The organism is Pseudomonas sp. AC252 (genome assembly GCF_979258105.1).
Genome location: NZ_OZ409837.1, coordinates 3,625,696 through 3,649,120, shown reverse-complemented (window position 1 = coordinate 3,649,120; position 23,425 = coordinate 3,625,696). Strand labels below are relative to the sequence as shown.

The 23,425-nt window shown below is 59.5% G+C and carries 21 protein-coding genes and 1 pseudogene; 3 read left to right on the top strand and 19 right to left on the bottom strand.

Features of this window, described 5'->3' with window-relative positions:
• Nucleotide 1 precedes the first annotated feature (1 nt).
• From ACZZZ4_RS16640 to flhA, 13 genes are all read right to left on the bottom strand, one after another.
• Complete coding sequence (locus tag ACZZZ4_RS16640; RefSeq protein WP_016771050.1) at nucleotides 2-487, bottom strand: chemotaxis protein CheW; 486 nt, start codon at nucleotides 485-487, stop codon at nucleotides 2-4.
• Between the two features lie 90 nt (nucleotides 488-577).
• On the bottom strand, nucleotides 578-1,531 hold the full coding sequence (locus tag ACZZZ4_RS16635) for a CheW domain-containing protein (protein ID WP_463548251.1): 954 nt from the start codon (nucleotides 1,529-1,531) through the stop codon (nucleotides 578-580).
• A gap of 87 nt (nucleotides 1,532-1,618) precedes the next feature.
• A complete protein-coding gene (locus ACZZZ4_RS16630) occupies nucleotides 1,619-2,407 on the bottom strand; it encodes a ParA family protein (RefSeq protein ID WP_039763606.1) in 789 nt (262 codons plus the stop codon).
• 43 nt (nucleotides 2,408-2,450) lie between these two features.
• The gene (motD, locus tag ACZZZ4_RS16625; RefSeq protein WP_310407209.1) at nucleotides 2,451-3,341 is read right to left on the bottom strand and encodes a flagellar motor protein MotD; all 891 of its coding nucleotides are present in this window, start codon (nucleotides 3,339-3,341) and stop codon (nucleotides 2,451-2,453) included.
• A 12-nt stretch (nucleotides 3,342-3,353) separates the two neighbouring features.
• Nucleotides 3,354-4,094 carry a flagellar motor protein gene (locus ACZZZ4_RS16620; protein WP_039763601.1) on the bottom strand — a complete coding sequence of 247 codons (741 nt, stop codon included), beginning with the start codon at nucleotides 4,092-4,094 and terminating at the stop codon, nucleotides 3,354-3,356.
• Nucleotides 4,094-5,233 carry a protein-glutamate methylesterase/protein-glutamine glutaminase gene (locus ACZZZ4_RS16615; protein ID WP_129999042.1) on the bottom strand — a complete coding sequence of 380 codons (1,140 nt, stop codon included), beginning with the start codon at nucleotides 5,231-5,233 and terminating at the stop codon, nucleotides 4,094-4,096. Before ACZZZ4_RS16615 ends, ACZZZ4_RS16620 begins: the two co-directional genes overlap by 1 nt.
• 49 nt (nucleotides 5,234-5,282) lie before the next feature.
• The gene (locus ACZZZ4_RS16610; RefSeq protein ID WP_463548250.1) at nucleotides 5,283-7,556 is read right to left on the bottom strand and encodes a chemotaxis protein CheA; all 2,274 of its coding nucleotides are present in this window, start codon (nucleotides 7,554-7,556) and stop codon (nucleotides 5,283-5,285) included.
• A gap of 53 nt (nucleotides 7,557-7,609) precedes the next feature.
• Nucleotides 7,610-8,398 (bottom strand): protein phosphatase CheZ, encoded by a 789-nt coding sequence (locus ACZZZ4_RS16605; RefSeq protein WP_016771058.1) that lies wholly within the window; start codon nucleotides 8,396-8,398, stop codon nucleotides 7,610-7,612.
• Nucleotides 8,399-8,416: 18 nt separating this feature from the next.
• Complete coding sequence (locus ACZZZ4_RS16600; protein WP_161986607.1) at nucleotides 8,417-8,788, bottom strand: chemotaxis response regulator CheY; 372 nt, start codon at nucleotides 8,786-8,788, stop codon at nucleotides 8,417-8,419.
• 167 nt (nucleotides 8,789-8,955) lie between these two features.
• Nucleotides 8,956-9,696: an RNA polymerase sigma factor FliA gene (fliA, locus tag ACZZZ4_RS16595; RefSeq protein WP_039763595.1), complete on the bottom strand. Its 741-nt coding sequence runs from the start codon at nucleotides 9,694-9,696 to the stop codon at nucleotides 8,956-8,958.
• Nucleotides 9,693-10,523, bottom strand: a complete 831-nt coding sequence (gene fleN, locus ACZZZ4_RS16590; RefSeq protein ID WP_016771060.1) for a flagellar synthesis regulator FleN — start codon at nucleotides 10,521-10,523, stop codon at nucleotides 9,693-9,695. The genes fliA and fleN overlap by 4 nt, the downstream gene beginning before the upstream one ends.
• Nucleotides 10,524-10,639: 116 nt before the next feature.
• On the bottom strand, nucleotides 10,640-11,980 hold the full coding sequence (flhF, locus tag ACZZZ4_RS16585) for a flagellar biosynthesis protein FlhF (RefSeq protein ID WP_024012117.1): 1,341 nt from the start codon (nucleotides 11,978-11,980) through the stop codon (nucleotides 10,640-10,642).
• A gap of 11 nt (nucleotides 11,981-11,991) precedes the next feature.
• The gene (gene flhA, locus ACZZZ4_RS16580) at nucleotides 11,992-14,121 is read right to left on the bottom strand and encodes a flagellar biosynthesis protein FlhA (protein WP_016771062.1); all 2,130 of its coding nucleotides are present in this window, start codon (nucleotides 14,119-14,121) and stop codon (nucleotides 11,992-11,994) included.
• A 624-nt stretch (nucleotides 14,122-14,745) separates the two neighbouring features.
• On the opposite strand from flhA, the pseudogene ACZZZ4_RS16575 reads away from it, so the two are divergent.
• The 3 genes and pseudogenes from ACZZZ4_RS16575 (at nucleotide 14,746) to ACZZZ4_RS16565 (ending at nucleotide 18,752) form a co-directional block, all read left to right on the top strand.
• Nucleotides 14,746-15,104, top strand: a pseudogene (locus ACZZZ4_RS16575) (DUF6124 family protein).
• 373 nt (nucleotides 15,105-15,477) lie between these two features.
• Nucleotides 15,478-17,952, top strand: coding sequence for an Ig-like domain-containing protein (locus tag ACZZZ4_RS16570; protein ID WP_463548249.1), 2,475 nt, complete (start codon nucleotides 15,478-15,480; stop codon nucleotides 17,950-17,952).
• 440 nt (nucleotides 17,953-18,392) lie between these two features.
• A complete protein-coding gene (locus tag ACZZZ4_RS16565) occupies nucleotides 18,393-18,752 on the top strand; it encodes a DUF6124 family protein (protein ID WP_463537766.1) in 360 nt (119 codons plus the stop codon).
• Nucleotides 18,753-18,865: 113 nt separating this feature from the next.
• On the opposite strand, the gene ACZZZ4_RS16560 is transcribed toward ACZZZ4_RS16565, so the two are convergent.
• The 6 genes from ACZZZ4_RS16560 to fliR all read right to left on the bottom strand — a co-directional run bounded on the left by ACZZZ4_RS16560 (nucleotide 18,866) and on the right by fliR (nucleotide 23,424).
• Nucleotides 18,866-19,252, bottom strand: coding sequence for a YncE family protein (locus tag ACZZZ4_RS16560; RefSeq protein WP_463548248.1), 387 nt, complete (start codon nucleotides 19,250-19,252; stop codon nucleotides 18,866-18,868).
• Nucleotides 19,253-19,299: 47 nt separating this feature from the next.
• On the bottom strand, nucleotides 19,300-19,698 hold the full coding sequence (locus ACZZZ4_RS16555) for a YncE family protein (protein WP_463549282.1): 399 nt from the start codon (nucleotides 19,696-19,698) through the stop codon (nucleotides 19,300-19,302).
• 3 nt (nucleotides 19,699-19,701) lie between these two features.
• A complete protein-coding gene (locus ACZZZ4_RS16550; RefSeq protein WP_463548247.1) occupies nucleotides 19,702-20,097 on the bottom strand; it encodes a hypothetical protein in 396 nt (131 codons plus the stop codon).
• 545 nt (nucleotides 20,098-20,642) lie between these two features.
• Nucleotides 20,643-21,317, bottom strand: a complete 675-nt coding sequence (locus tag ACZZZ4_RS16545) for a hypothetical protein (protein ID WP_463548246.1) — start codon at nucleotides 21,315-21,317, stop codon at nucleotides 20,643-20,645.
• 178 nt (nucleotides 21,318-21,495) lie between these two features.
• A complete protein-coding gene (gene flhB, locus ACZZZ4_RS16540; protein ID WP_129999032.1) occupies nucleotides 21,496-22,635 on the bottom strand; it encodes a flagellar biosynthesis protein FlhB in 1,140 nt (379 codons plus the stop codon).
• Nucleotides 22,636-22,638: 3 nt separating this feature from the next.
• Entirely contained in the window at nucleotides 22,639-23,424 is a 786-nt protein-coding gene (fliR, locus tag ACZZZ4_RS16535) for a flagellar biosynthetic protein FliR (RefSeq protein WP_039761194.1), read from the bottom strand.
• Between the last annotated feature and the right edge of the window lies 1 nt (nucleotide 23,425).

The following is a 23,425-nucleotide window of genomic DNA, read 5'->3' as shown; positions in this document are numbered from 1 at the left end:
ATCAGATGCTCTCCAGTTCCGACCATTCTTCTTCGCTCATCATCTTGTCCAGCTCGACCAGAATCAGCAGCTCGTTGTTCTTGTTGCACACGCCCTGAATGAACTTGGCCGATTCTTCGTTACCGACGTTTGGTGCGGTTTCGATTTCCGACTGACGCAGGTAAACCACTTCGGCAACGCTGTCGACCATGATGCCGACGACTTGCTTGTCGGCTTCGATGATGACGATACGGGTGTTGTCGCTGATCTCGCCGCTGTGCAGGCCGAAGCGCTGACGGGTGTCGATCACGGTGACCACGTTGCCGCGCAAGTTGATGATGCCCAGCACGTAACTCGGCGCACCCGGCACCGGGGCGATCTCGGTGTAGCGCAGCACTTCCTGCACGCGCATCACGTTGATGCCGTAGGTTTCGTTATCCAGTTTGAAGGTCACCCATTGCAGGATCGGATCTTCAGAACCTTTTGCATTCGACGCCTGACTACTCATACCCTGACCCCTCGAAAAAACCGCCCTGGGCGGTGTGTGTTCTGTGTGGTGGCGTTGAAAAATGCCATCGCCTGATTGTTATGTCGGCTGCTATGTCGGTTTATGTAGCGGCTTGTTGCCGCTCAAATGCTTTGCCCCGCCGCTGGCGATCAACTCGGCCAGCGCGGACACGTCAAGCAATGCACACATGTGCTCGATCACGGTGCCGGCGAGCCATGGCCGCTGACCCCGGTGACTTCTCCATTTGATTTCATTCGGGTCCAGGCGCAACGAGCGGCTGACCTGATGCACCGCCAGCCCCCACTCGTAACCTTGCACCGAAATCACGTACTGCAGGCCCTGCCGGAAGTCATCGCGGTAACGATCCGGCATGACCCAGCGCGCCGTGTCCAAAACTTTCAGGTTGCCGGCCTGACTCGGCAGAATCCCGAGGAACCACTCCGGCTGACCAAACAGCGGCGTCAGCTCGTGGCCGGCCAGCGAATAGATCGAGCCGAGGCACACCAGCGGCACCGCCAGGGTCAGCCCGGCAACATCGAACAGCAAGCATTCGAAGGCTTCGGCAGCCCAGGCCGGACGGCCATCGGGCTCGACCGGTGGCGGCGGATTGTTCGGCGGCAGGTGCACCTCGACCAGCGGCGGAACCAGCACCTGCGGCTCAGCAATCTGCGGCGCGGGTTCTGGCTCCGGTTCGGGTTCCGGCACGGTCAATAATTGCGTTTGCAGCAGCGGCGCCAGAGTCGACAGTGGCGCGCGCGGTTCATCAATCAGCGCGACTGGTGCTTTGGCCAAGGGGGCAACAGCGGGCGCGGCGACCGGGCTGGCAGACTTCTGCGCGTCACGGGCCTGTTCTTCCAGCACGGCGGCCTGGAACTCGTCCATGGCCTCGGTGCTTTCCACCGCTTCAGGCTGCGCCGGTTCGACGACTGGCGGCAGCGCTTCGACCGGGGCAGGCAAGTCCTCGGGAAGGTCGAGCAGCAGGTCTTCCAGATAGGACTGCAAGGCCCGTTGCGGACGTGACGTGAGTTTCACTGGGCGGTTCATCGGTGATCAGCGCCTGACAGGGAAACCGCGTTGTCTGCTTCGCGAGGCGCGCTCCCACAGGGTTCGGGCAAGCAGATCGAAATCATCTCAGGCCACCTGCGGAACAAGTTGCTGCGCGAGCAGGTGCTTGAGCAGCGCGCGGTAGGCCAGCACGCCACGGCTCTTGCCGTCGAATTGCGAAGGCGTCACGCCCGCTCGGCTGGCGTCGCGCAGACGGGTATCGACCGGGATATAGCCGTGCCAGATGTCTTCGGGGAATTTGTCACGCAGCACGCGTAAGGTGCCCATCGACGCCTGCGTGCGGCGGTCGAACAGGGTCGGCACGATGCTGAACGGCAACGGCTGTTTGCGCGAACGGTTGATCATCGCCAGGGTGTTGACCATGCGCTCCAGACCTTTCACGGCCAAGTGCTCGGTCTGCACCGGGATCACCAATTGCTGGCTCGCCGCGAGAGCGTTGACCATCAGCACGCCGAGCAACGGCGGGCTGTCGATGATCGCGTAATCGAAGTCCTGCCACAGTTGCGCCAGACTCTTGGCGATCACCAGACCCAAGCCACTCTGCCCCGGCGACTGCCGCTCAAGGGTGGCCAGTGCGGTGCTCGATGGCAGCAGGGAAATGCGTTCATCGCTGGTCGACAACAGCAGCTGCCCCGGCAGGCCTTGCGGCACGCTGCCCTTGTGCAGAAACAGGTCGTAGTTGCTGTGTTCCAGGCTGTCGGGGTCGTAGCCGAAATAGCTGGTCATCGAGCCGTGCGGGTCGAGATCGACCACAACCACGCGCTTGCCCGCCTCGGCCAGCAACCCGGCTAGAGCGATGGAGGATGTGGTTTTACCGACACCACCCTTTTGATTGGCGACTGCCCAGACTCTCATTCAGTTCGTTCCTCCCGGCCAGATTGGTTGACCGAGACATGCTTCAGCGTGTTAATGCGGGCGACGGAGAATTGACGGCACTCTCGCGTCCCGGCGTCTTGACCGGGGTCGGTGCAGTTTGTGTGCCAGCGCGCTTCAACGCCGCGTCCGGTTGCGCATTGGCGGTTCCGGTGCCCGTCAGGCTGCGGCGCACATCAAGATTGCGCGACACCACCAGCACCACACGACGGTTCTTCGCCCGGCCTTCGACCGTGGCGTTGTTGGCCACTGGCTGGAATTCGCCGTAGCCCACCGACGCCAGTCGCCCAGGATTCACGCCTTGCATGGCGAGCATGCGCACGATGCTCGCCGAGCGCGCCGAGGACAGTTCCCAGTTGGTCGGGTACTGCGCGGTGCGGATCGGTTGATCGTCGGTGAAACCTTCGACGTGGATCGGGTTGTCGAACGGTTTCAGGATCGCCGCGACCTTGTCGATGATGTTGAAAGCGATGTCGCTCGGCATTGCGTCGCCACTGCCAAACAACAGGCTGGAATTGAGTTCGATCTCGACCCACAACTCGTTACCGCGCACGGTCATCTGATTGGAGCTGATCAAGTCACCGAAGGCGGCACTGATGTCATCGGCGATGCTTTTCAGCGGATCGCTGGCCCCGGAAATGCCGGCGTCGACTTGGTCGGCATCCTTGACCAGCGGCTTGGCCGGGGTCACGGTTTTCGGTCGTTCGTCACCGATCGGAATCGGTTTGAGCGAGCGGTCGGAGTCAGTAAACACGCCGATCAGCGCTTCGGAAATGACTTTGTATTTGCCTTCGTTGATCGACGAAATCGAGTACATCACCACGAAAAACGCGAACAGCAAAGTGATGAAATCCGCGTAGGACACGAGCCAGCGCTCGTGATTGACGTGTTCTTCCTGGTGGCGACGACGAGCCATGAGGTTATTCCCTTAGTCCATGAAGCCTTGCAGCTTCAACTCAATGGAGCGAGGGTTTTCACCTTCGGCGATCGACAGGATTCCTTCCAGCAACATTTCGCGATAACGCGACTGCCGCAACGCGATGGACTTGAGCTTGGCCGCGACCGGCAAGAGGATCAGGTTGGCACTGGCCACGCCATAGATGGTCGCGACGAACGCCACGGCAATGCCGTTACCCAGTTGCGACGGATCAGCGAGGTTGCCCATCACGTGAATCAGGCCCATCACCGCACCGATGATGCCGATGGTCGGCGCGTAGCCGCCCATGCTTTCAAAGACCTTGGCCGCTTCGATATCGCGGGATTCCTGGGTGTAGAAATCCACTTCAAGAATGCTGCGAATGGCTTCCGGCTCGGCGCCGTCGACCAGCAGTTGCAGGCCCTTGCGCGAATAGCTGTCAGGTTCGGCGTCGGCCACGCCTTCGAGGCCGAGCAGGCCCTCCTTGCGCGCCGTCAGGCTCCAATTGACCACGCGGTCGATGCCGCCGGCCAGGTCGACACGCGGCGGAAAGAAGATCCACGCGAGAATCTGCATGGCGCGCTTGAACGCGCTCATCGGCGATTGCAGCAGCGCGGCACCGACCGTGCCGCCCAGCACGATCAGCGCCGCCGGGCCGTTGGCCAGTGCGCCGAGGTGACCGCCTTCAAGGTAGTTGCCGCCGATGATGGCGACGAACGCCATGATGAGGCCGATAAGGCTGAGAACATCCATCAGATACACGCCTCGACGATGTGCTTGCCGATGTCGTCCAGACCGTACACAGCGTCAGCCAGATCAGCTTTGACGATGGCCATCGGCATGCCGTAGATCACGCAGCTTGCTTCGTCCTGCGCCCACACCGAACTGCCGCCCTGCTTGAGCAGACGCGCGCCCTCGCGGCCGTCGGCGCCCATGCCGGTCAGCACGACTGCCAGAACTTTGTCGCCGTAGGATTTCGCCGCCGAACCGAACGTGATGTCCACGCACGGCTTGTAATTCAGACGTTCGTCGCCCGGCAGGATCTTCACCGCGCCACGGCCGTCGATCATCATCTGCTTGCCACCCGGTGCCAGCAGCGCCAGGCCCGGACGCAGGATGTCGCCATCCTCGGCTTCCTTGACGCTGATGCGGCAGAGCTTGTCGAGACGTTCGGCAAACGCTTTGGTGAACGCCGCCGGCATGTGCTGGATCAGCACAATCGGCGCCGGGAAGTTCGCCGGCAATTGCGTCAGTACACGTTGCAGCGCAACCGGGCCGCCAGTCGATGTGCCGATGGCCACCAGTTTGTAGGCTTTGCGTTTCGGTGCTGGCGACGAAGCGCTGGCAGCGGAGGCACGGGCAGGCGCTGGCGCCGGACGTGCCGGGACAGCGCTGCTGTGGCTCGTGTGGCTGCCGTAGCTCGACGCTGCCGGAGCAGGCGTCGGCGCTGGCGCAGCGGCGGGAGCCGGCGCGCTGTAGGCACTGAAACGACGGTTACTGCGCGAGATGCTGTGGACTTTCTCGCACAGCAGTTGCTTGACCTTCTCGGGGTTGCGCGAGATGTCTTCGAAATTCTTCGGCAGGAAATCCACCGCGCCGGCGTCCAGCGCATCGAGGGTTACCCGTGCGCCTTCGTGAGTCAGCGAGGAGAACATCAACACCGGGGTCGGGCAGCGCTGCATGATGTGCCGCACCGCCGTGATGCCGTCCATCATCGGCATCTCGTAGTCCATGGTGATCACGTCAGGCTTGAGGGCCATGGCCTGATCGATCGCCTCTTTACCGTTGGTGGCCGTGCCGACCACCTGGATGCTCGGATCCGACGAAAGAATTTCCGAGACGCGGCGGCGGAAAAACCCCGAATCGTCCACCACCAGGACTTTGACTGCCATAAACACTCCATTAGGTGCAGCAGCGCGTCATCGCGCCGCCGCCCCGGATTCAAATACGCTTCGTGGCGTAACGCTTGAGCATGCTTGGAACATCGAGAATCAGCGCAATGCGGCCGTCACCGGTGATGGTGGCGCCGGACATGCCTGGAGTTCCCTGAAGCATTTTGCCCAATGGCTTGATGACCACTTCTTCCTGGCCGACCAGTTGATCGACGACGAAGCCGATCCGCTGAGTGCCCACCGAAAGAATCACTACATGGCCTTCGCGCTGCTCTTCGTGAGCGGCGGAGCTGACCAGCCAGCGCTTGAGGTAGAACAATGGCAGCGCCTTGTCGCGCACGATCACCACTTCCTGACCGTCGACGACGTTGGTGGTCGACAGGTCGAGGTGGAAGATTTCGTTGACGTTGACCAGCGGGAACGCGAACGCCTGATTGCCGAGCATGACCATCAGCGTCGGCATGATCGCGAGGGTCAACGGCACCTTGATGACGATCTTCGAACCCTGGCCCTTGGTCGAATAGATGTTGATCGAACCGTTGAGCTGGGAAATCTTGGTCTTCACCACGTCCATGCCGACACCCCGGCCGGACACGTCGGAGATCTCGGTCTTGGTCGAGAAACCCGGGGCGAAAATCAGGTTGTAGCACTCGGTATCGCTCAGGCGATCGGCCGCGTCCTTGTCCATCACGCCGCGTTTTACCGCAATGGCGCGCAGCACGTTCGGGTCCATGCCTTTGCCGTCGTCGGAGATCGACAGCAGGATATGGTCGCCTTCCTGCTCGGCCGCCAGCACCACGCGACCGCCACGGGCCTTGCCCGACGCTTCGCGCTCTTCCGGCGACTCGATGCCGTGGTCGACGGCGTTGCGCACCAAGTGGACCAGCGGGTCGGCCAGAGCCTCGACAAGGTTTTTGTCGAGGTCGGTTTCTTCACCCACCAGTTCCAGGTTGATCTCTTTCTTCAGTTGGCGTGCGAGGTCGCGAACCAGACGCGGGAAGCGCCCGAAGACCTTCTTGATCGGCTGCATCCGCGTCTTCATCACGGCGGTCTGCAGGTCAGCGGTGACCACGTCGAGGTTCGACACGGCCTTGGACATGGCTTCGTCGCCGCTGTTGAGGCCCAGGCGCACCAGACGGTTACGCACCAGCACCAGCTCGCCGACCATGTTCATGATCTCGTCGAGCCGCGCGGTGTCGACGCGTACGGTGGTTTCCGCTTCGCTGGCCGGTTTCTCCGCGGGCGGTGTCGCAGGAGCGCGAGCCGCAGCCGGTGCAGCAGCGGCGGCCGGTTTCGGTGCCTCGGCTTTCGGCTCAGGCTTGGCCGCAGGTTTCGGCGCAGCAGCGGTAGCCGGAGCTTTCGCCGCTGGCGTGGCGACGCTCGAGGCAGAGCCGGCAGTCGCAGCGCTGGCGTCAAACTTGCCTTTGCCGTGCAATTCGTCGAGCAGCGATTCGAATTCGTGATCGCTGATCAGGTCGCTGCCGGCCGCAGCGGCTGCCGGTGCAGCAGGGGCTGCCGGCGCCGAAGCAATGGCCGATTCCAGCGCGTCAACGGCGAAGTTGCCCTTGCCGTGCAACTGATCGAGCAAGGCTTCGAATTCGTCGTCGGTGATGTCCGAACTGTCGCCTGCAGCAGGCGCGGCCGGAGCCGCTGCTGCTGGCGCCGGAGCGACCGCATCGACAGCGAACTGGCCTTTGCCGTGCAGCTGATCGAGCAGCGATTCAAACTCGGCGTCGGTGATTTCATCGCTGGCGGCCGTGTCGGCAACCTGCGCCGGAGCAACAGCAGCAGCCGGGGCCTCGGCCTGAGCCTTGACGGCATTCAGCGAGTCCAGCAGTTGTTCGAATTCGTTATCGGTAATGTCGTCCGATGCGCTTTCGGCGACCGGCTCTTCCACCACTTCTACCGGTGCGGCCACGGCTTCATCCGCCGATTGCGGCTCGGCCAGACGCGCCAGCGCGGCCAGCAGTTCCGGCGTCGCGGCGGTGATCGGTGCACGTTCACGGACTTCGCTGAACATGCTGTTCACCGCGTCCAGTGCTTCGAGCACCACGTCCATCAGTTCTGCATCAACGCGACGCTCACCCTTGCGCAGGATGTCGAACACGTTTTCGGCGATGTGACAGCACTCCACCAGCTCATTGAGCTGAAGGAAGCCGGCGCCCCCTTTTACAGTGTGGAAACCGCGAAAAATTGCATTGAGCAGATCTGCATCATCCGGGCGGCTTTCCAGCTCGACCAGTTGTTCGGACAGTTGCTCAAGAATCTCGCCGGCCTCAACCAGGAAATCCTGAAGGATCTCTTCATCGGCGCCGAAGCTCATTAATGGGGTGCTCCTACAGGTCTAAAAACCCAAAAAACCCGAATTCCGAAACTCTAGAATCCAAGGCTGGATAACAAATCGTCCACATCGTCCTGACCGGACACAACGTCTTCTCGTTTATCGGCATGAATCTGCGGACCTTCACCCTGCGAGAGATGTTTTTGTGGATCTTTTTCAGCAAGCATTGCGGCGCGGTCATGTTCGATGCCCGCAAAGCGGTCGACCTGACTGGCCATGAGCACGAGTTTGAGCAGATTGCTTTCGACTTCGGTGACCAGTTGGGTCACACGCTTGATCACCTGACCTGTGAGGTCCTGGTAATCCTGAGCCAGCAGAATGTCGTTGAGGTTGCTCGACACCGCACGGTTGTCCGTGCTGCTGCGTGACAGAAAACCGTCGACCCGGCGCGCCAGTTCGCGGAACTCTTCTGCCCCGACCTCGCGACGCATGAAGCGGCCCCAATCGGCGCTCAAGGTCTGCGCTTCATCAGCGAGACTGTTGACCACCGGCGTGGCGCTTTCCACCAGATCCATGGTGCGGTTGGCCGCGGCTTCCGTCAGCTTGACCACATAGCCCAGGCGTTCGGTGGCGTCGGTGATTTGCGACACTTCCTCAGCCTGCGGCATGTGCGGATCGATCTGGAAATTGACGATCGCACTGTGCAGTTCACGTGTGAGCTTGCCCACTTCCTGATACAGGCCGCGGTCACGGGTCTGATTGAGCTCATGGATCAGTTGCACCGCGTCGCCGAACTTGCCTTTTTCAAGGCTCTCGACCAGTTCGACCGCGTGTTTTTTCAGGGTCGATTCGAAATCGCCCTGTGATGATTCGTTATGCTCCATAGCTCCCCCGCGCATTCATCAGCCGATGCGTTCGAAAATCTTCTCGATTTTGTCTTTCAACGCTTGAGCCGTGAAAGGTTTGACTACGTAACCGTTCACACCGGCCTGAGCGGCCTCGATGATCTGCTCGCGCTTGGCTTCAGCAGTCACCATCAACACCGGGAGGTGCTTGAGTTTTTCATCGGCGCGCACGTGACGCAGCAGGTCGATACCGGTCATGCCCGGCATGTTCCAGTCCGTTACCAGAAAGTCGATGCTGCCGCTGTTGAGCACCGGAATGGCGGTGACGCCATCGTCGGCCTCGACGGTGTTGGTGAACCCAAGATCGCGCAGCAGGTTCTTGATGATCCGCCGCATCGTTGAGAAGTCATCAACGATGAGGATTTTCATGTCTTTGTTCAATTCGACCTCCAAGCAGTCTTAAACGCGCCCAGCACCTGGACGCGCCACTTCAATCAATCGGCATAGCACTCGAAGTTTGTCTGGAGCACAACGGATCGAGACCGGCGCCGTTCATCACCGCACCAGCCTCGTTTCGCAGTGTCCCCACACTGCCTTCAGCGCGCTCGCCACTCCCCCAAACGCCCCCGCAGACGGGCCGCGCACTGGCTGTGTAACTGGCTGACCCGCGATTCACTGACGCCAAGGACTTCACCGATTTCCTTGAGGTTCAGCTCTTCGTCGTAGTACAGCGCCAACACCAGTCGCTCACGCTCCGGCAAATTGGCAATCGCGTCCGCCAGCGCCGACTGGAAGCGTTCATCTTCCAGATCGCGTGACGGCTCCATATGAGCACTCGCGCCATCCTCGTGCAGCCCTTCGTGTTCGCCGTCCTGCAACAGGTCGTCGAAACTGAACAGGCGGCTGCCCAAGGTGTCATTCAGAATCCCGTAGTAATCGTCGAGACTCAATTGGAGTTCGGCCGCAACCTCGTGATCTTTAGCGTCACGGCCGGTTTTAGCTTCAATCGAGCGAATCGCGTCGCTGACCATCCTGGTATTACGGTGAACCGAGCGTGGCGCCCAGTCCCCTTTGCGCACTTCATCGAGCATCGCGCCGCGGATTCGAATGCCCGCGTACGTTTCGAAACTGGCGCCTTTGCTGGCGTCGTATTTGGTCGAGACTTCGAGCAAACCGATCATCCCGGCCTGGATCAGGTCTTCGACCTGCACGCTGGCCGGCAGGCGTGCCAGCAAGTGATAGGCAATGCGCTTGACCAGTGGCGCGTAGCGCTCGATCAATTCGTATTGCGCGTCACGCGCCGACTTTTTGTAAAGATTCATGCCACTGGCGGTCATATCACAGGCCCTGCGGTTTGCTGCACGAGACGCTCGACGAAAAATTCCAGATGCCCGCGCGGGTTGGCCGGCAGCGGCCAGGTGTCGACCTTCTGGGCGATGGCCTTGAAGGCCAGCGCGCACTTGGAACGGGGAAAGGCTTCGTAGACGGCGCGCTGCTTCTGCACTGCCTTGCGCACGCTTTCGTCGTACGGCACGGCGCCGACGTATTGTAGGGCGACGTCGAGAAAGCGATCCGTGACCTTGGTCAACTTGGCGAACAGGTTGCGCCCTTCCTGCGGGCTCTGCGCCATGTTGGCCAGCACGCGGAAGCGGTTCATGCCGTAGTCGCGATTGAGCAACTTGATCAGCGCGTAAGCGTCGGTGATCGAAGTCGGCTCGTCGCAGACCACCAGCAACACTTCCTGGGCGGCGCGCACGAAACTGACTACCGAGTCACCAATGCCCGCAGCGGTGTCGATCACCAGCACGTCGAGATTGTCGCCGATGTCGCTGAACGCCTGGATCAGGCCAGCGTGTTGCGCCGGGCTCAGGTGCACCATGCTCTGCGTGCCGGAGGCCGCCGGCACGATGCGAATCCCGCCCGGGCCCTGCAACAGCACGTCGCGCAGTTCGCAACGGCCTTCGATGACGTCGGCCAGTGTGCGTTTGGGTGTCAGCCCCAGCAGAACGTCGACGTTCGCCAGGCCCAGGTCGGCGTCCAGCAGCATGACCCGACGGCCAAGCTCTGCCAGCGCCAGGGACAAGTTCACTGACACGTTAGTCTTGCCGACGCCACCTTTGCCGCCGGTCACCGCGATCACCTGTACGGGATGCATGCTGCCCATGTTATTTCTTTACCTTGTCTTGCATAGACGGAGGCCACATTACTGGCTGCGCGTTCACGATCGGAACAATGCGTGGCAGACCATCGATGTAGGTACAAAAACTGTTCATGATTACCTCAGCCAACCTGCTTGGTCGGGCTGTGATAGATATCAGCGAACATGTCAGCCATGGCTTCTTCGCTGGGTTCTTCCTGCATTTGCACGCTGACGGCGCGGCTGACCAGTTGATGACGACGCGGCAGATGCAGATCATCCGGAATCCGTGGGCCATCGGTCAGATACGCGACCGGCAATTCATGACTGATCGCCAGGCTCAACACTTCGCCGAGACTGGCCGTTTCATCCAGTTTAGTCAGGATGCAGCCGGCCAGCCCGCAACGCTTGTAACTGTGATAAGCGGCGGTTAGAACCTGTTTCTGGCTGGTGGTTGCCAGGACCAGATAATTTTTTGAGCGAATGCCACGCCCGGCCAGGCTCTCAAGCTGCATGCGCAACGCCGGATCACTGGCTTGCAGGCCGGCAGTATCGATCAAAACCACGCGCTTGCGTAGCAGTGGATCCAATGCCTGCACCAGCGACTGACCCGGATCGACGTGCGTTACCGGCACGTTAAGAATGCGCCCGAGGGTTTTCAATTGTTCCTGCGCGCCGATGCGGAAGCTGTCCATGCTCACCAGTGCGACGTTCTGCGCGCCGTACTTGAGCACGTAACGCGCGGCGAGCTTGGCCAGCGTGGTGGTCTTGCCCATGCCGGCGGGGCCGACCATGGCAATCACACCGCCCTCTTCCAGCGGCTCGACTTCCGGTACGGCAATCATCCGCGCCAGGTGCGCGAGCAGCATGCGCCAGGCCTGACGGGGTTCTTCGATATCGGTGATCATCGCCAGCAGATCGCGCGACAGCGGGCCGGACAGGCCGATGCGCTGCAGACGGCGATACAGATTGGCCTGGGCCGGACGGCTGCCTTGCAACTGATTCCAGGCCAGGGTGCCGAGCTGCACTTCCATCAGCTCGCGCAGGCTGTTCAATTCAAAACGCATCGAATCCAGTGCACGCGGATCGACACCCGCGGAGGCCTGCGCAGGGGCTGCGGCCGGGCGCGTCGGGGCGGCGTAGGTCGGCTCGCTCAGCGGCTCGGCAGCGGTCAGCGGCAGGCCTGCGGTCAACGGCAGCCCGGCGAACAACTGCTGATTGGTGTTGCCGTCGGCTTCGCCACGCAGGCTCAGCTCGGCCTGGGCGGTGACGATGCGCGACTGGGTCTTGCGCAGCTCGTCTTCGAGTTCCATGTTCGGAACCCGTGGCGCCAGCGCCGACAGTTTGTAATCCAGAGCCGCCGTCAACTCGACGCCGCCGGCAATGCGGCGGTTGCCGATGATGGCGGCATCAGCGCCCAGCTCATCGCGAACCAGCTTCATGGCCTGACGCATATCGGCGGCGAAAAAACGCTTAACTTGCATAAACCACTACCTCAGCCGTTGGGCCCTACTGTCGCAACGATGGTCACTTGCTTGTTGTCCGGTACTTCCTGGTAGGCCAGCACATGCAGGCCTGGCACTGCGAGGCGGCCGAAGCGCGAGAGCATCGCGCGAATCGGGCCTGCCACCAGCAGGATCACCGGTTGGCCTTGCATTTCCTGACGCTGGGCCGCTTCGATCAACGAACGCTGCAGCTTCTCGGCCATGCTCGGCTCCAGCAGAACGCCCTCTTCCGAGCCTTGTCCTGCCTTCTGCAGACTATTGAGCAATATCTGTTCCAACCTTGGTTCCAATGTGATTACAGGCAGCTCGGACTCAGTGCCTACAATGCTTTGGACGATTGCACGGGATACGCCGACCCGCACAGCGGCGACCAGCGCGGCGGTATCTTGACTCTTGGCAGCGTTGTTCGCGATCGCCTCGGCAATGCTGCGAATGTCGCGCACCGGCACGTGCTCGGCGAGCAGCGCTTGCAGGACCTTGAGCAACTGCGACAGCGAAACCACGCCCGGCACCAGCTCTTCCGCCAGTTTCGGCGAGCTCTTGGCCAGCAATTGCATGAGTTGCTGCACTTCCTCGTGGCCGATCAGCTCACTGGAGTGCTTGTACAGAATCTGGTTCAAGTGCGTGGCGACCACGGTGCTCGCATCGACCACGGTGTAGCCGAGCGATTGCGCCTGGGCGCGCTGGCTGATTTCGATCCACACCGCCTCCAGGCCAAAAGCCGGATCTTTGGCGTTGATTCCGTTGAGCGAGCCGTAGACCTGGCCCGGGTTGATCGCCAGTTCGCGATCCGGGTAGATTTCGGCCTCGGCCAGAATCACCCCCATCAGGGTCAGGCGATACGCGCTCGGCGCCAGATCGAGGTTGTCGCGGATGTGCACGGTCGGCATCAGGAAGCCCAGATCCTGCGAGAGCTTCTTGCGCACGCCCTTGATCCGCGCCAGCAACTGCCCGCCCTGATTGCGATCCACCAACGGAATCAGGCGATAGCCGACTTCCAGGCCGATCATGTCGATCGGCGTGACGTCGTCCCAGCCCAGCTCTTTGGTTTCCATGGCCCGTGCCGGCGACGGCAGCAGTTCCTGCTGACGCTTGACCTCTTCCAGCGCCACGACCTTGGCGACGTTCTGCTTCTTCCAGAACAGGTACGCGCCGCCCGCAGCCAGCGCCGCCATGCTCAGGAAGGAGAAGTGCGGCATGCCCGGCACCAGGCCCATCACCGCCATCAAACCAGCCGCCACGGCCAGCGCTTTCGGCGAGGCGAACATCTGACGGTTGATCTGCTTGCCCATGTCTTCCGAGCCGGAGGCACGGGTCACCATGATCGCCGCCGCTGTCGATAACAACAGTGATGGCAATTGCGCCACCAAACCGTCACCGATAGTCAACAAAGCGTAAACCTTGCCGGCATCGCCGAAGCTCATGCCGTGCTGGAAGATACCGACCGCCATACCGCCGATGAGGTTGATGAACAGAATCAGCAGGCCGGCGATGGCGTCACCGCGGACGAACTTGCTCGCACCGTCCATCGAACCGTAGAACTCCGCCTCCTGAGCAACTTCCTGACGGCGCGACTTGGCTTGATTCTGGTCGATCAAGCCGGCGTTGAGGTCGGCGTCGATCGCCATTTGTTTGCCGGGCATCGCATCGAGGGTGAAACGCGCGCTCACCTCTGAAATCCGCCCGGCACCCTTGGTCACCACGACGAAGTTGATGATCATGAGGATCGCGAAGACCACGATACCGACCACGTAGTTACCGCCGATCACCACCTCACCGAAGGCCTGAATCACCTTACCGGCGGCGGCGTGGCCGTCCTGACCGTGGAGCATGACCACTCGCGTCGAGGCCACGTTCAAGGCCAGCCGCAACAGCGTCGCCACCAGCAGAATGGTAGGGAACACGGCGAAATCCAGCGGCCGCAGCGCATACACGCAGACCAGCAGGACGACGATGGACAGGGCAATGTTGAAGGTAAAGAAGACGTCGAGCAGGAACGGCGGCACCGGCAACATCATCATCGCCAGCATCACCAGCAGCAGCAACGGCACGCCCAGATTGCCTCGACTGAGATCGGCAACGTTGGTGCGTGCTGTATTGAATAACTGAGTGCGATCCACCGGTTTTCCCCGTTCCTTTAAAGCAAACTTTTGACGCCCAGAACGGGCGCAGGGCGGCTACTGCAAGAAGCTTTCCAACTTTTGCCATTCATTGATACAGAGGTATTTGATTGAAGATTTTCTGCTGACCGGGCCGGCCCCTTCGCGAGCAAGCCCGCTCCCACATTTGGTCCGTGTCGGGCACAAAACCTGCAACCACTGAAGATCCCTGTGGGAGCGAGCCTGCTCGCGAAGAGGCCATCAGGTCCGGCGCAATTCTTAGATTTAAACGAAGCTGTTTAAAAGACACCTGCAGACACGGTCTCAAGGCTACAAAACCTTGCGCCAATGCCTACAGCCAAGCCAGAATCCGCCGGCTTGTGCGCTTTGGGGTCGGGTTCTATTGTGGTCCGGTCGCTGACGAATCAGCGATCGGGTTTAGCGACCCGGACTCTCTCAGTGCATCAGCGTTCGTAGCTACGTTGCGGAGATCTTCGCCTGCAATAACGTTATGGCGGCTGTATGCGGGAGACCTTCGGGTCTACCGGGGTGCCTGAGACCGGTTCGCTAACCTGCGTACAGCTGCCACCTTCACCTGTTTAGCGACAGGGAAAAGAGTGGCTCCATAAACTCAGGAGCTCCACCATGACCAAACCAACCCCCAACCCACCCGAAACCGATCCCACCTCCCCCTACGAATCCCTCGACTCCACCAAACTCCACGACGCCGCCGATCGCGCCCTCGATCACTACCTCTGCCCGCCCGGCTCCCCGCCACCGCCGCGTAAAAACGCACGATGTACGCCGTCACCGCCGACTTCAAAAACGAAGAACTGCTGGCCAACGCCTGCGAAACCCTCGCCTCGGCCAGAACCATCGCCAATGACTTCGCCAACCTCATCCCCGCATCGCAGCGCAGAACGCTGCTGGGCATCGCGCAGTTGATCATGCTCGGGGAGCTGGCGATGAATCGGGTGCTGGATAATCTGGAGTTGCCCCAATAGCCGCGTACCCATGATCGTTCCCACGCTCTGCGTGGGAATGCAGCCCAGGACGCTCTGCGTCCCCTCCAAAGCCGAACGCGGCGCATCCGTTGAGGCATTCCTTCGCCGCGCGCGGAAACGATCTAAAAACCTGTACGTACACGCCGAACCCGTGGGAGCGAGCCTGCTCGCGAAAGCTGACGACCAAGCGACACATCTCCACGGCACATTAAACCGCCCTCCACCAACCATGATGGCGGGCCTCCTTTCCCCATCGCCCAACCCGACCACTCGTCCGAAAACCATCGACACCTGTCAGATCTGACAGGTGCGCAATCGGCAATTAAGCGCTCTGATAATCCCTGCCCATTCCCACCGCGCAGGAGCCCTACCCATGACCAGCAAAACCCCACCAGACAACACTGTCCTCGTCCTGAGCTCGCCCATCGTCAACGGCCAGACCAAGCCCGTAACAGGCGCGCACATCGGTTTGTCACTGGTGGCTTACGATTTGGTGAACGACGGCGAAGGCGCCGTTGTGCTCGTCGACCCGCCGCTTTCGGGCACCATGGACCCCGGCGACGTCATGGAACTCTGGCTGGTGGGTGAGTCCGCGGTGCTAGACAGCGAAACCATCGCCGATCCGAATGCGCGAACCACATTGCGCATTCCCAAAGGTCGCCTGCATCCAGACCGGGTCAACAAGCTGTACTACACCATCAGACGCGGCAGCGGCAACATCGGCACCTCCGAACCGCCGCTGGAAATACTCTACAACCGCATCCGCCCTGGCTTGAAGGATCGCTTTCCCGAAATCGACGGCCACTCCGAGCTGAAACTGTTGCTGCCGGACACCATCAAGAACGGCGTCGGCCCGGATTTCGTCAGCGCCGAAATCTGCGTGGCTTATCCATACTGTCGGGCTTACGACCTCATCACCCTCAAATGCAACGGCGAGTACCTCGACCCCAAGCCCAGAGTGAACCCCAACCAGGCGCCGCAACCGCCGAACCCCGGCTCGGAAGTGCCCATCACCATCTGCTTCACCATCACCCGCGCCTACCTGGACAAGGCGAAACGGCTGGATAAGAAACTGCATTTTTCCTTCACGGTCACCGATCAACTCGGCAACGGCCCGGATACCGATGCGGCATGGTCGCCAGTGCAAACGGTGGATGAGGATCTGGATGGTGAACTGTTGCCCATGCCGATCCTGCTGGAACGCAAAGAAGATTTCCCCGGCGACGACGCGAGCATCATCGATCTGGAGAAACTGGCGGGCAATCCATTGCTGCTGGTGGTTTTGACCAAAGACAACCGCTTCATGGTGGGTGACGAAATTCGCGCGACGTATACCGCTACCGATACAGGGCAACCCGCAGACGTGGTGGTGACGGTGAACGGCACGGTGGAAGAAGATCCGTTCATTGGCAAACTGCCGTGCTTCCTTGAAGTGGCTAACGATAAGGTTTTTGCGGGTAGCCAAGTGACGGCGACTTATGAGTTGCACAGGGCGGGGGTTGGGTTGGTGGGCAGTTCCACTATGGCCACCGCGAGTGTGACTGGAACAGCCCCGGTCGATCTGTTGCCACCGACGCTCGTGACACCGGCGACCAATCCCATTGATGTATTGGCTTATGAAGACGGCATTACCGTGCGCATAGAGCACCTCGCAGCGCTGACGGGAGACCAGGCGCGGTTGGTAGAAATTGATCCTTTGCCGGGGGCCAAACCATTTCCGCTGGCATTGATTAACCAAAACAAACGCGCCAACTTCAAACTCACCCCGGCATTTCTCCTGGCAAGACGCGGGACCACCATCAAGTTGAAATGGGAACTGATGCGTGAAGGAAAGCCCGAGGGCGAATCGACCGAGCTCATACTTGCCATCAACCCAATCGTCGGTGGAGATCCAAGATTACCGACCCCGGATATCGCAGGCGAAACAAGTGAAGTTTTAGAGACCAACAAGCTTGAGGACGATGCTCGTATTCACATCGTCAAATGGTTGTTGATAGCCATCGAGCATAAAGTTTGGTTGCGGCTTATTGGAACCAATGAAAACGGAACACCTTATAACGGCGTGATATACGACGGCGCAAACGTGGAACCGAGTGATTTGGAAGGCTTATTCCCACTCGCGCCAGTAGAGGAACTACTGGGATTGCAAGATAACTCTGAACTGCAGGTCATATTCAAAATCAATTACGACGGCAATATCAACGAAGATCAAGCAGTGACTGCCCCAATCCGGAGATATACGATCATGGCGACGCCAAAACTTAGCATCGAAACCACTACGCTATTCCTTAGTGGGGAAAACGTAATCGTGACCAATCCACCAGCATCTTGGTCACGCTCAAGCGACCCCATAGGATCAATGGACCGAAGACAAGCCTTTGGTGGTGTGCCTCCGTACACTTATCGCTCAGAAAACAACTCTGTAGCCTCAGTTGATGAGAGAGGGGTAGTGCGAAGTACCGGAGATGGAAAAACGACGATTGCTGTCACTGATGCAAAGGGCTCCACGCTAAGTTACGAAGTAGTTTCAACCAATATATGGAACTTAGTTATTTCCACAAAGACATTTTCGGACATGGCGTCCGCTGGCGCATGGATAGACTTGCAAAGCGGAATCAAATTAGATAGCCACAACACACTACATCATGAAATACTACACCTCACTTCTAGTTGCTATAGCAATATGGAGTTCGGTGCGAGGTTCCATACCGGCAATAGCTCATCCGAGCACAGATTGACATATATAGACACGTTGGCATACGCGACAATCCCTCGACTTACCTTTTTTTGGGGATCAAAACCACCACAACCAATTGGCATTCATCCAGCCATGTACTTAGCCCCCTAATAGTTTCAACCAAATTACTGCTTACACTGGATTAAAGGGAACTTACCACGGTTCCCCCAGATCTTCGCCCGACTTTTTGCTTTTTAAACCGAAGTGTTTAAAAGACACCTCCAGACACGCCCAAGGCTACAAAACCTTGCGCCAATGCCTACAGCCAAGCCAGAATCCGCCGGCTTGTGCGCTTTGAGGTCGGGTTCTATTGTGGTCCGGTCGCTGACGAATCAGCGATCGGGTTTAGCGACTCGAACTCATGTCAAAGGTGCATCAGCGTTCCAGGCTTCGTTGCGGATCTGTATTTTCGCGATTTCGTCATGGTGGCTGTATGCGGGAGACCTTCGGGTCTGCCGGGTGCCTTTGACCGGTTCGCTAACCCGCGTACAGCCGCCACCCTTCCTGTTTAGCGACAGGTTGTAGCGGCTCCACTTCAAAGGAGCTTCGCCATGATCAAACCAACACCCAACCCACCCGAAACCGACCCCACCTCCCCCTACGAATCCCTCGACTCCAAAAAACTCCACCAAGCCGCCGACCGCGCCCTCGATCACTATCTCTGCCCACCCGGCTCCACCCCGCCACCCTTCAGCTCCCGCGCCATGTACGCCGTCACCGCCGACACCAAAAACGAAGACCTGCTGGCCAACGCCTGCGAAACCCTCGCCTCGGCCAAAACCATCGCCCAGGAATTCGCCGGGCTGGTGAAACCATCCCAGCGCCGGACGCTGATGGGGATTGCACAGCTGATCATGCTCGGAGAATTGGCGGTGAATCGGGTGCTGGATAATCTGGAGTTGCCACGGTAGCGCGCTCCGTTAAGGCATTCCAACGCTCCCGCGGGAATGCCTAAAAACGCTCGGCGTCGGTTCGGATAGGGACGCTTAGCGTCTTGGGCTGCATTGGTTGCTGATAATAACGTTCAAACCTGAGGCTCAATCACCGAGACCGTGTTATCACTGAATTGGGTAACATAAGCCAGGCTGCCATCCTTACTAACGGCGATCCCGAGCGGAAATTCGCCGACAGGGATGTTTCTGCGGACTTGATACGTCTCCGTATCAATCACCGAGACCACCTTGCCAACACCGCTGCAGACATAGATGGCGCTACCGTCTGGACTGAGAGCGAGGCCTCCTGGATTCCGCGGGACCTCGATTTGCGCCAGTACCTGATCTATCGCCGCGTTAAATACCCAGACTTTTTCGCTTTGATCTTGACTGACAAAAACGCGGGTACCGTCCAGACTGATAGCGACGTAATAACTTCTGTAGTCGAATTCGATGCCCTGCTGGACTTGATATGTCACCGTATCAATCAACCATACCGACAGCGAACCCCCACAAGTGATATAGGCTAGGGTACCGTCCGGGTTGAAAGCGACATCGTGGGGTGCCCACCGACCGGTATGGTTGTCAGGACTCCATTCGTCGCCGTATCTATCACAGAGACAGTTTTATCAGCCTCATTGCAAACATAAGCGCGGCTACCATCCGGGCTGACCGCGACGCCGCTCGGCCGCATTCCGACCGCAACGGTCTGTAGAACCTTATTCGTCGCCGTATCAATCACCAAGACGGTGTCTTCAGCACCACTTACATAAGCGCGTTTGCTGTCTGGACTAAAACCGACCCCCTTCGCTTTCCCAGTCGGGATATCGGCCATGACCCGATTCGTTGCCGTATCAATCACCGACACCGATTCGCCATAACTATTGCAAACATATGCGCGGGCGCCATCCGGACTGACGGCGATGTTCTACGGGTTCTTTCCGACCGGGATGCTGCCGACCGGGCCCAAGGCAGTAACCGTCACATCTGCCTTGGCGGTCTTAGCACCACTGGAAGCGATCAAGGTGTAGGGACCGGGCACAGGCGTGCCTTTTACCCCGCTGATGCTGACTCTACCGCCAGCGTCGGTGACGAAGTCACGCTTGCCACTGAGACCATCGGCGTATTTGAAGTCGTCCGGAATCATCAGACTGACATGACCACCGGCAACTGGCGTATTGCCGGTAGTCAGGAGCAATTCAATATCCTTGAGCCGCCCACCCGGTGCAATGGTATAGGGCGCATTGGTGAACTTCGGCTCACCATACTTTTCTTGAATATTTGCGTTACGGGTATCCGGGGAATTCGAGTTCTGATTAGCCATGGGAGAGCGTCCTGTTCAGCATGAGTGTGGTACAGGCATTTACACTCTCGAACGGGAGATTTGGCTACTGTCAGAAATTACAGGTAGGCAGTTAAATGCGACGAATGGTAGTCCACCACACATCCGAAAATCGTCTGACCGACCGACGCTCCGGCATCGATTTATCTTCGGACTAATGCTCCGCAATCATCCCGATCTCGTCCGGTCCTGACTACGACATCTCAGAAGATCAGCCGTCGAAACACAAATCCTGCGCAAGCGAGCCTGCTCGCGAAGGCGACCGCCCGTCGGATATCACTCCACATCTGTCAACTCTGACAGGTGTGCAACCCCACCAATGCGCGTTAACTCACTCCTTCACTTTCCAAAAACGGAGTCGATGCCCATGGCCCAGCGTCAATTCTGACGCCTTCGCGAGCAGGCTCGCTCCCACGGTTGAACGGCTTCCAAAGTGGGAGCGCGAATACTGGCTAAGGCGCAACAAAAATCTTGAGGCAGAAAAAACCCGCCGCCCCGTTTTAATCGGGGCGACGGGTTGCAGATCACTACGCCGTTAAAACCTGTTCAGGTGTAATCGGGCCAAAAACGAGCTTCTTGCCGTTGATATAGCGCGCGCCCTTGAGCAGCTCCGTACCCTCGATAACGACGACCTCGTGCTGCGGGTACATAAACGTCACCACCGATATCGGCGTCGTAAGCTCCGGCAGCCCCCAAGACACTTTTGTGCGCTGCTCTATGAGGGTGAGAGCCCAATCAAACCAAATGATGGGGAGATCTTCGATCTTGATTTCGCGCTCCGGTTTTTTCCAACGAAAGTCCTGCCGCGCCGTAATCAAAAGAGCATTTTCCTCGATGACGAATTCCGGTTTGCCAAATCGTCTCTCCATTTCATTGTCGATCCAGCCATCCAGGTACAAATCCGGATCGGTGAAGAGTTTGAAAAGCATCGCACTTTTGGTGATTGTTCCTGCAGAACCACCAATCACACTGTAGTTATTGTGGTACGCCAAACCCTCCAGCTCCGGCCGAATCGCGTTGCTCGACACATCCAGATAATCGGCGCTGTAGGTGTTGGCCCTCTGCTTGAAATGGGTGAAGTCCAGCATCAACTTGAAAGTTACGGTGTAACCGATTGCGCGATCGGCTGTCCGTGGTTCCAACACTCCCGAGACGAATTCAACCTCCATACCTTGCAACTTTATGTAGGGCTGGTCTGCCATGATTGCTTCCTCTGAAACCCGATGCAGGCGCCGCTCCCTGGTACTCGTCTCAGATGAACAGAGCGACCAATGCAGGGAAATGCCGGGAGAATTCCCATGGCAATAAGAGCGCCGGCGGGCGCAGCCGTCTACTGTCAGACTTGACAGGTTCAGAGGTTTTCCAGACAGACGGTAACCGTCAGGAATCGCGCCGCAAATCCGGCGGAATAGGCAAATCATCCTTCAACGGATCCGGCCGCTTGCCCTTGCCTGCCTGGTGCTGGCGGATCTGGTAGACGTAGGCCAGCACCTGCGCCACTGCCAGATACAGCCCGCCAGGAATTTCCTGCTCAAGCTCAGTTGAGTAATAAATCGAGCGCGCCAACGCAGGCGACTCAAGCAGCATGACGTTGTTGGCGACGGCAATTTCGCGGATTTTCAGGGCGATGAAGTCGCTGCCCTTTGCCAGCAGCACCGGTGCGCCGCCCTTCTCCGAGTCGTACTTGAGCGCGACGGCGTAGTGGGTCGGGTTGGTGATGACCACGTCGGCTTCGGGAATCGCCGCCATCATGCGCCGCTGGGACATTTCGCGCTGGGTCTGGCGAATACGCTGCTTGACCTCGGGGCGACCCTCCTGGTCCTTGTGCTCGTCGCGCACTTCCTGCTTGGTCATCAGCAGTTTCTTGTGCGCTTCCCAGAGCTGCACCGGCACGTCGACGGCGGCGATGATGATCAGGCCGCAGGCCAGCCACAGCGTGCTCCAGCCCACCAGCAAAACACTGTGGATGATCGCCATGTCCAGTGGTTCGTGGGCGATGCGCAAGAGGTCATCGACGTCGGCGGACAACACCAGCAACGCCACGCCCAACGTAATCAGAAACTTGGCCAGTGCCTTTAGCAGTTCGACTACAGCCTTGAAGGAGAACATGCGCTTGAGGCCGGCGGCCGGGTTCATACGGCTGAACTTGGGCGCCAGGGAGCTTGCGGCAAACAGCCAGCCACCGAGAGAGATCGGCCCGATGATGGCGGCGAGCAACAGGGTGATCATCACCGGCTGAATCGCCAGCAGCGCGATCAGGCCCGACTCCAGCAAAAACCGGCCCATGGCGCCCTGGTCCATCACCACTTCGCGGGACAGGGTGAAGTTCAAGCGCATCACGTCCATCAGTTCTTGCGCGAGCATGCCGCCGAAGATCAGCAGCGCAGAGGCGCCGGCCATCATCACGGCGAGGGTGTTGAGTTCCTTGGAGCGGGCAATCTCGCCCTTCTCACGGGAGTCCTTTTTGCGTTTCTCCGTGGGGTCTTCTGTTTTGTCCTGACCGCTTTCGCTCTCTGCCATGACTCAGCGCGCCCGTGCCAGTTCGCGTAGCAACTGCAAGGCCTCGCTGGCCAGCGGTTGATACTGGTTGAGAATGTCCGCAAGGCCAACCCAGACGATGAACAGGCCGAGCACCAGGGTCAGCGGAAAACCGATCGAGAAGATGTTCAGTTGCGGCGCGGCGCGGGTCATCACGCCGAACGCAATGTTGACCACCAGCAATGCGGTGACGGCGGGCAATACCAGCAACAACGCGGCGCCCAGCACCCAGCCGAGTTTGCCGGCCAGTTCCCAGTAATGCTCGACCATCAAACCACCGCCGACCGGCAGCGTGGTGAAGCTTTCAGTCAGGACTTCGAATACCACCAAGTGGCCGTTCATCGACAGGAACAGCAGCGTCACCAGCATGGTGAAAAACTGCCCGATCACCGCCACCGAAACGCCGTTGGTAGGGTCGATCATCGAAGCGAAGCCCATGCCCATCTGCACCGCGACAATCTGCCCGGCGACGGCGAAGGCCTGGAAGAACAGTTGCAGGGAAAAGCCGAGCACGGCACCGACCAGAATCTGCTCGCCGATCAGCAGCAGGCCGCTGAGATCCAGCGGGCTGACGGCCGGCATCGGCGGCAGCGCCGGGGTGATGACCACGGTGATCGCCACGGCGAAATACAGGCGCACGCGACGCGGGATCAGGGTGGTGCCGAACACCGGCATGACCATCAGCATCGAGGCGACGCGAAACAGCGGCAACATGAACGACGCCACCCAGGTGCTGATCTGGGTGTCGGTCAGCTGAAGCAGCGATTGCATG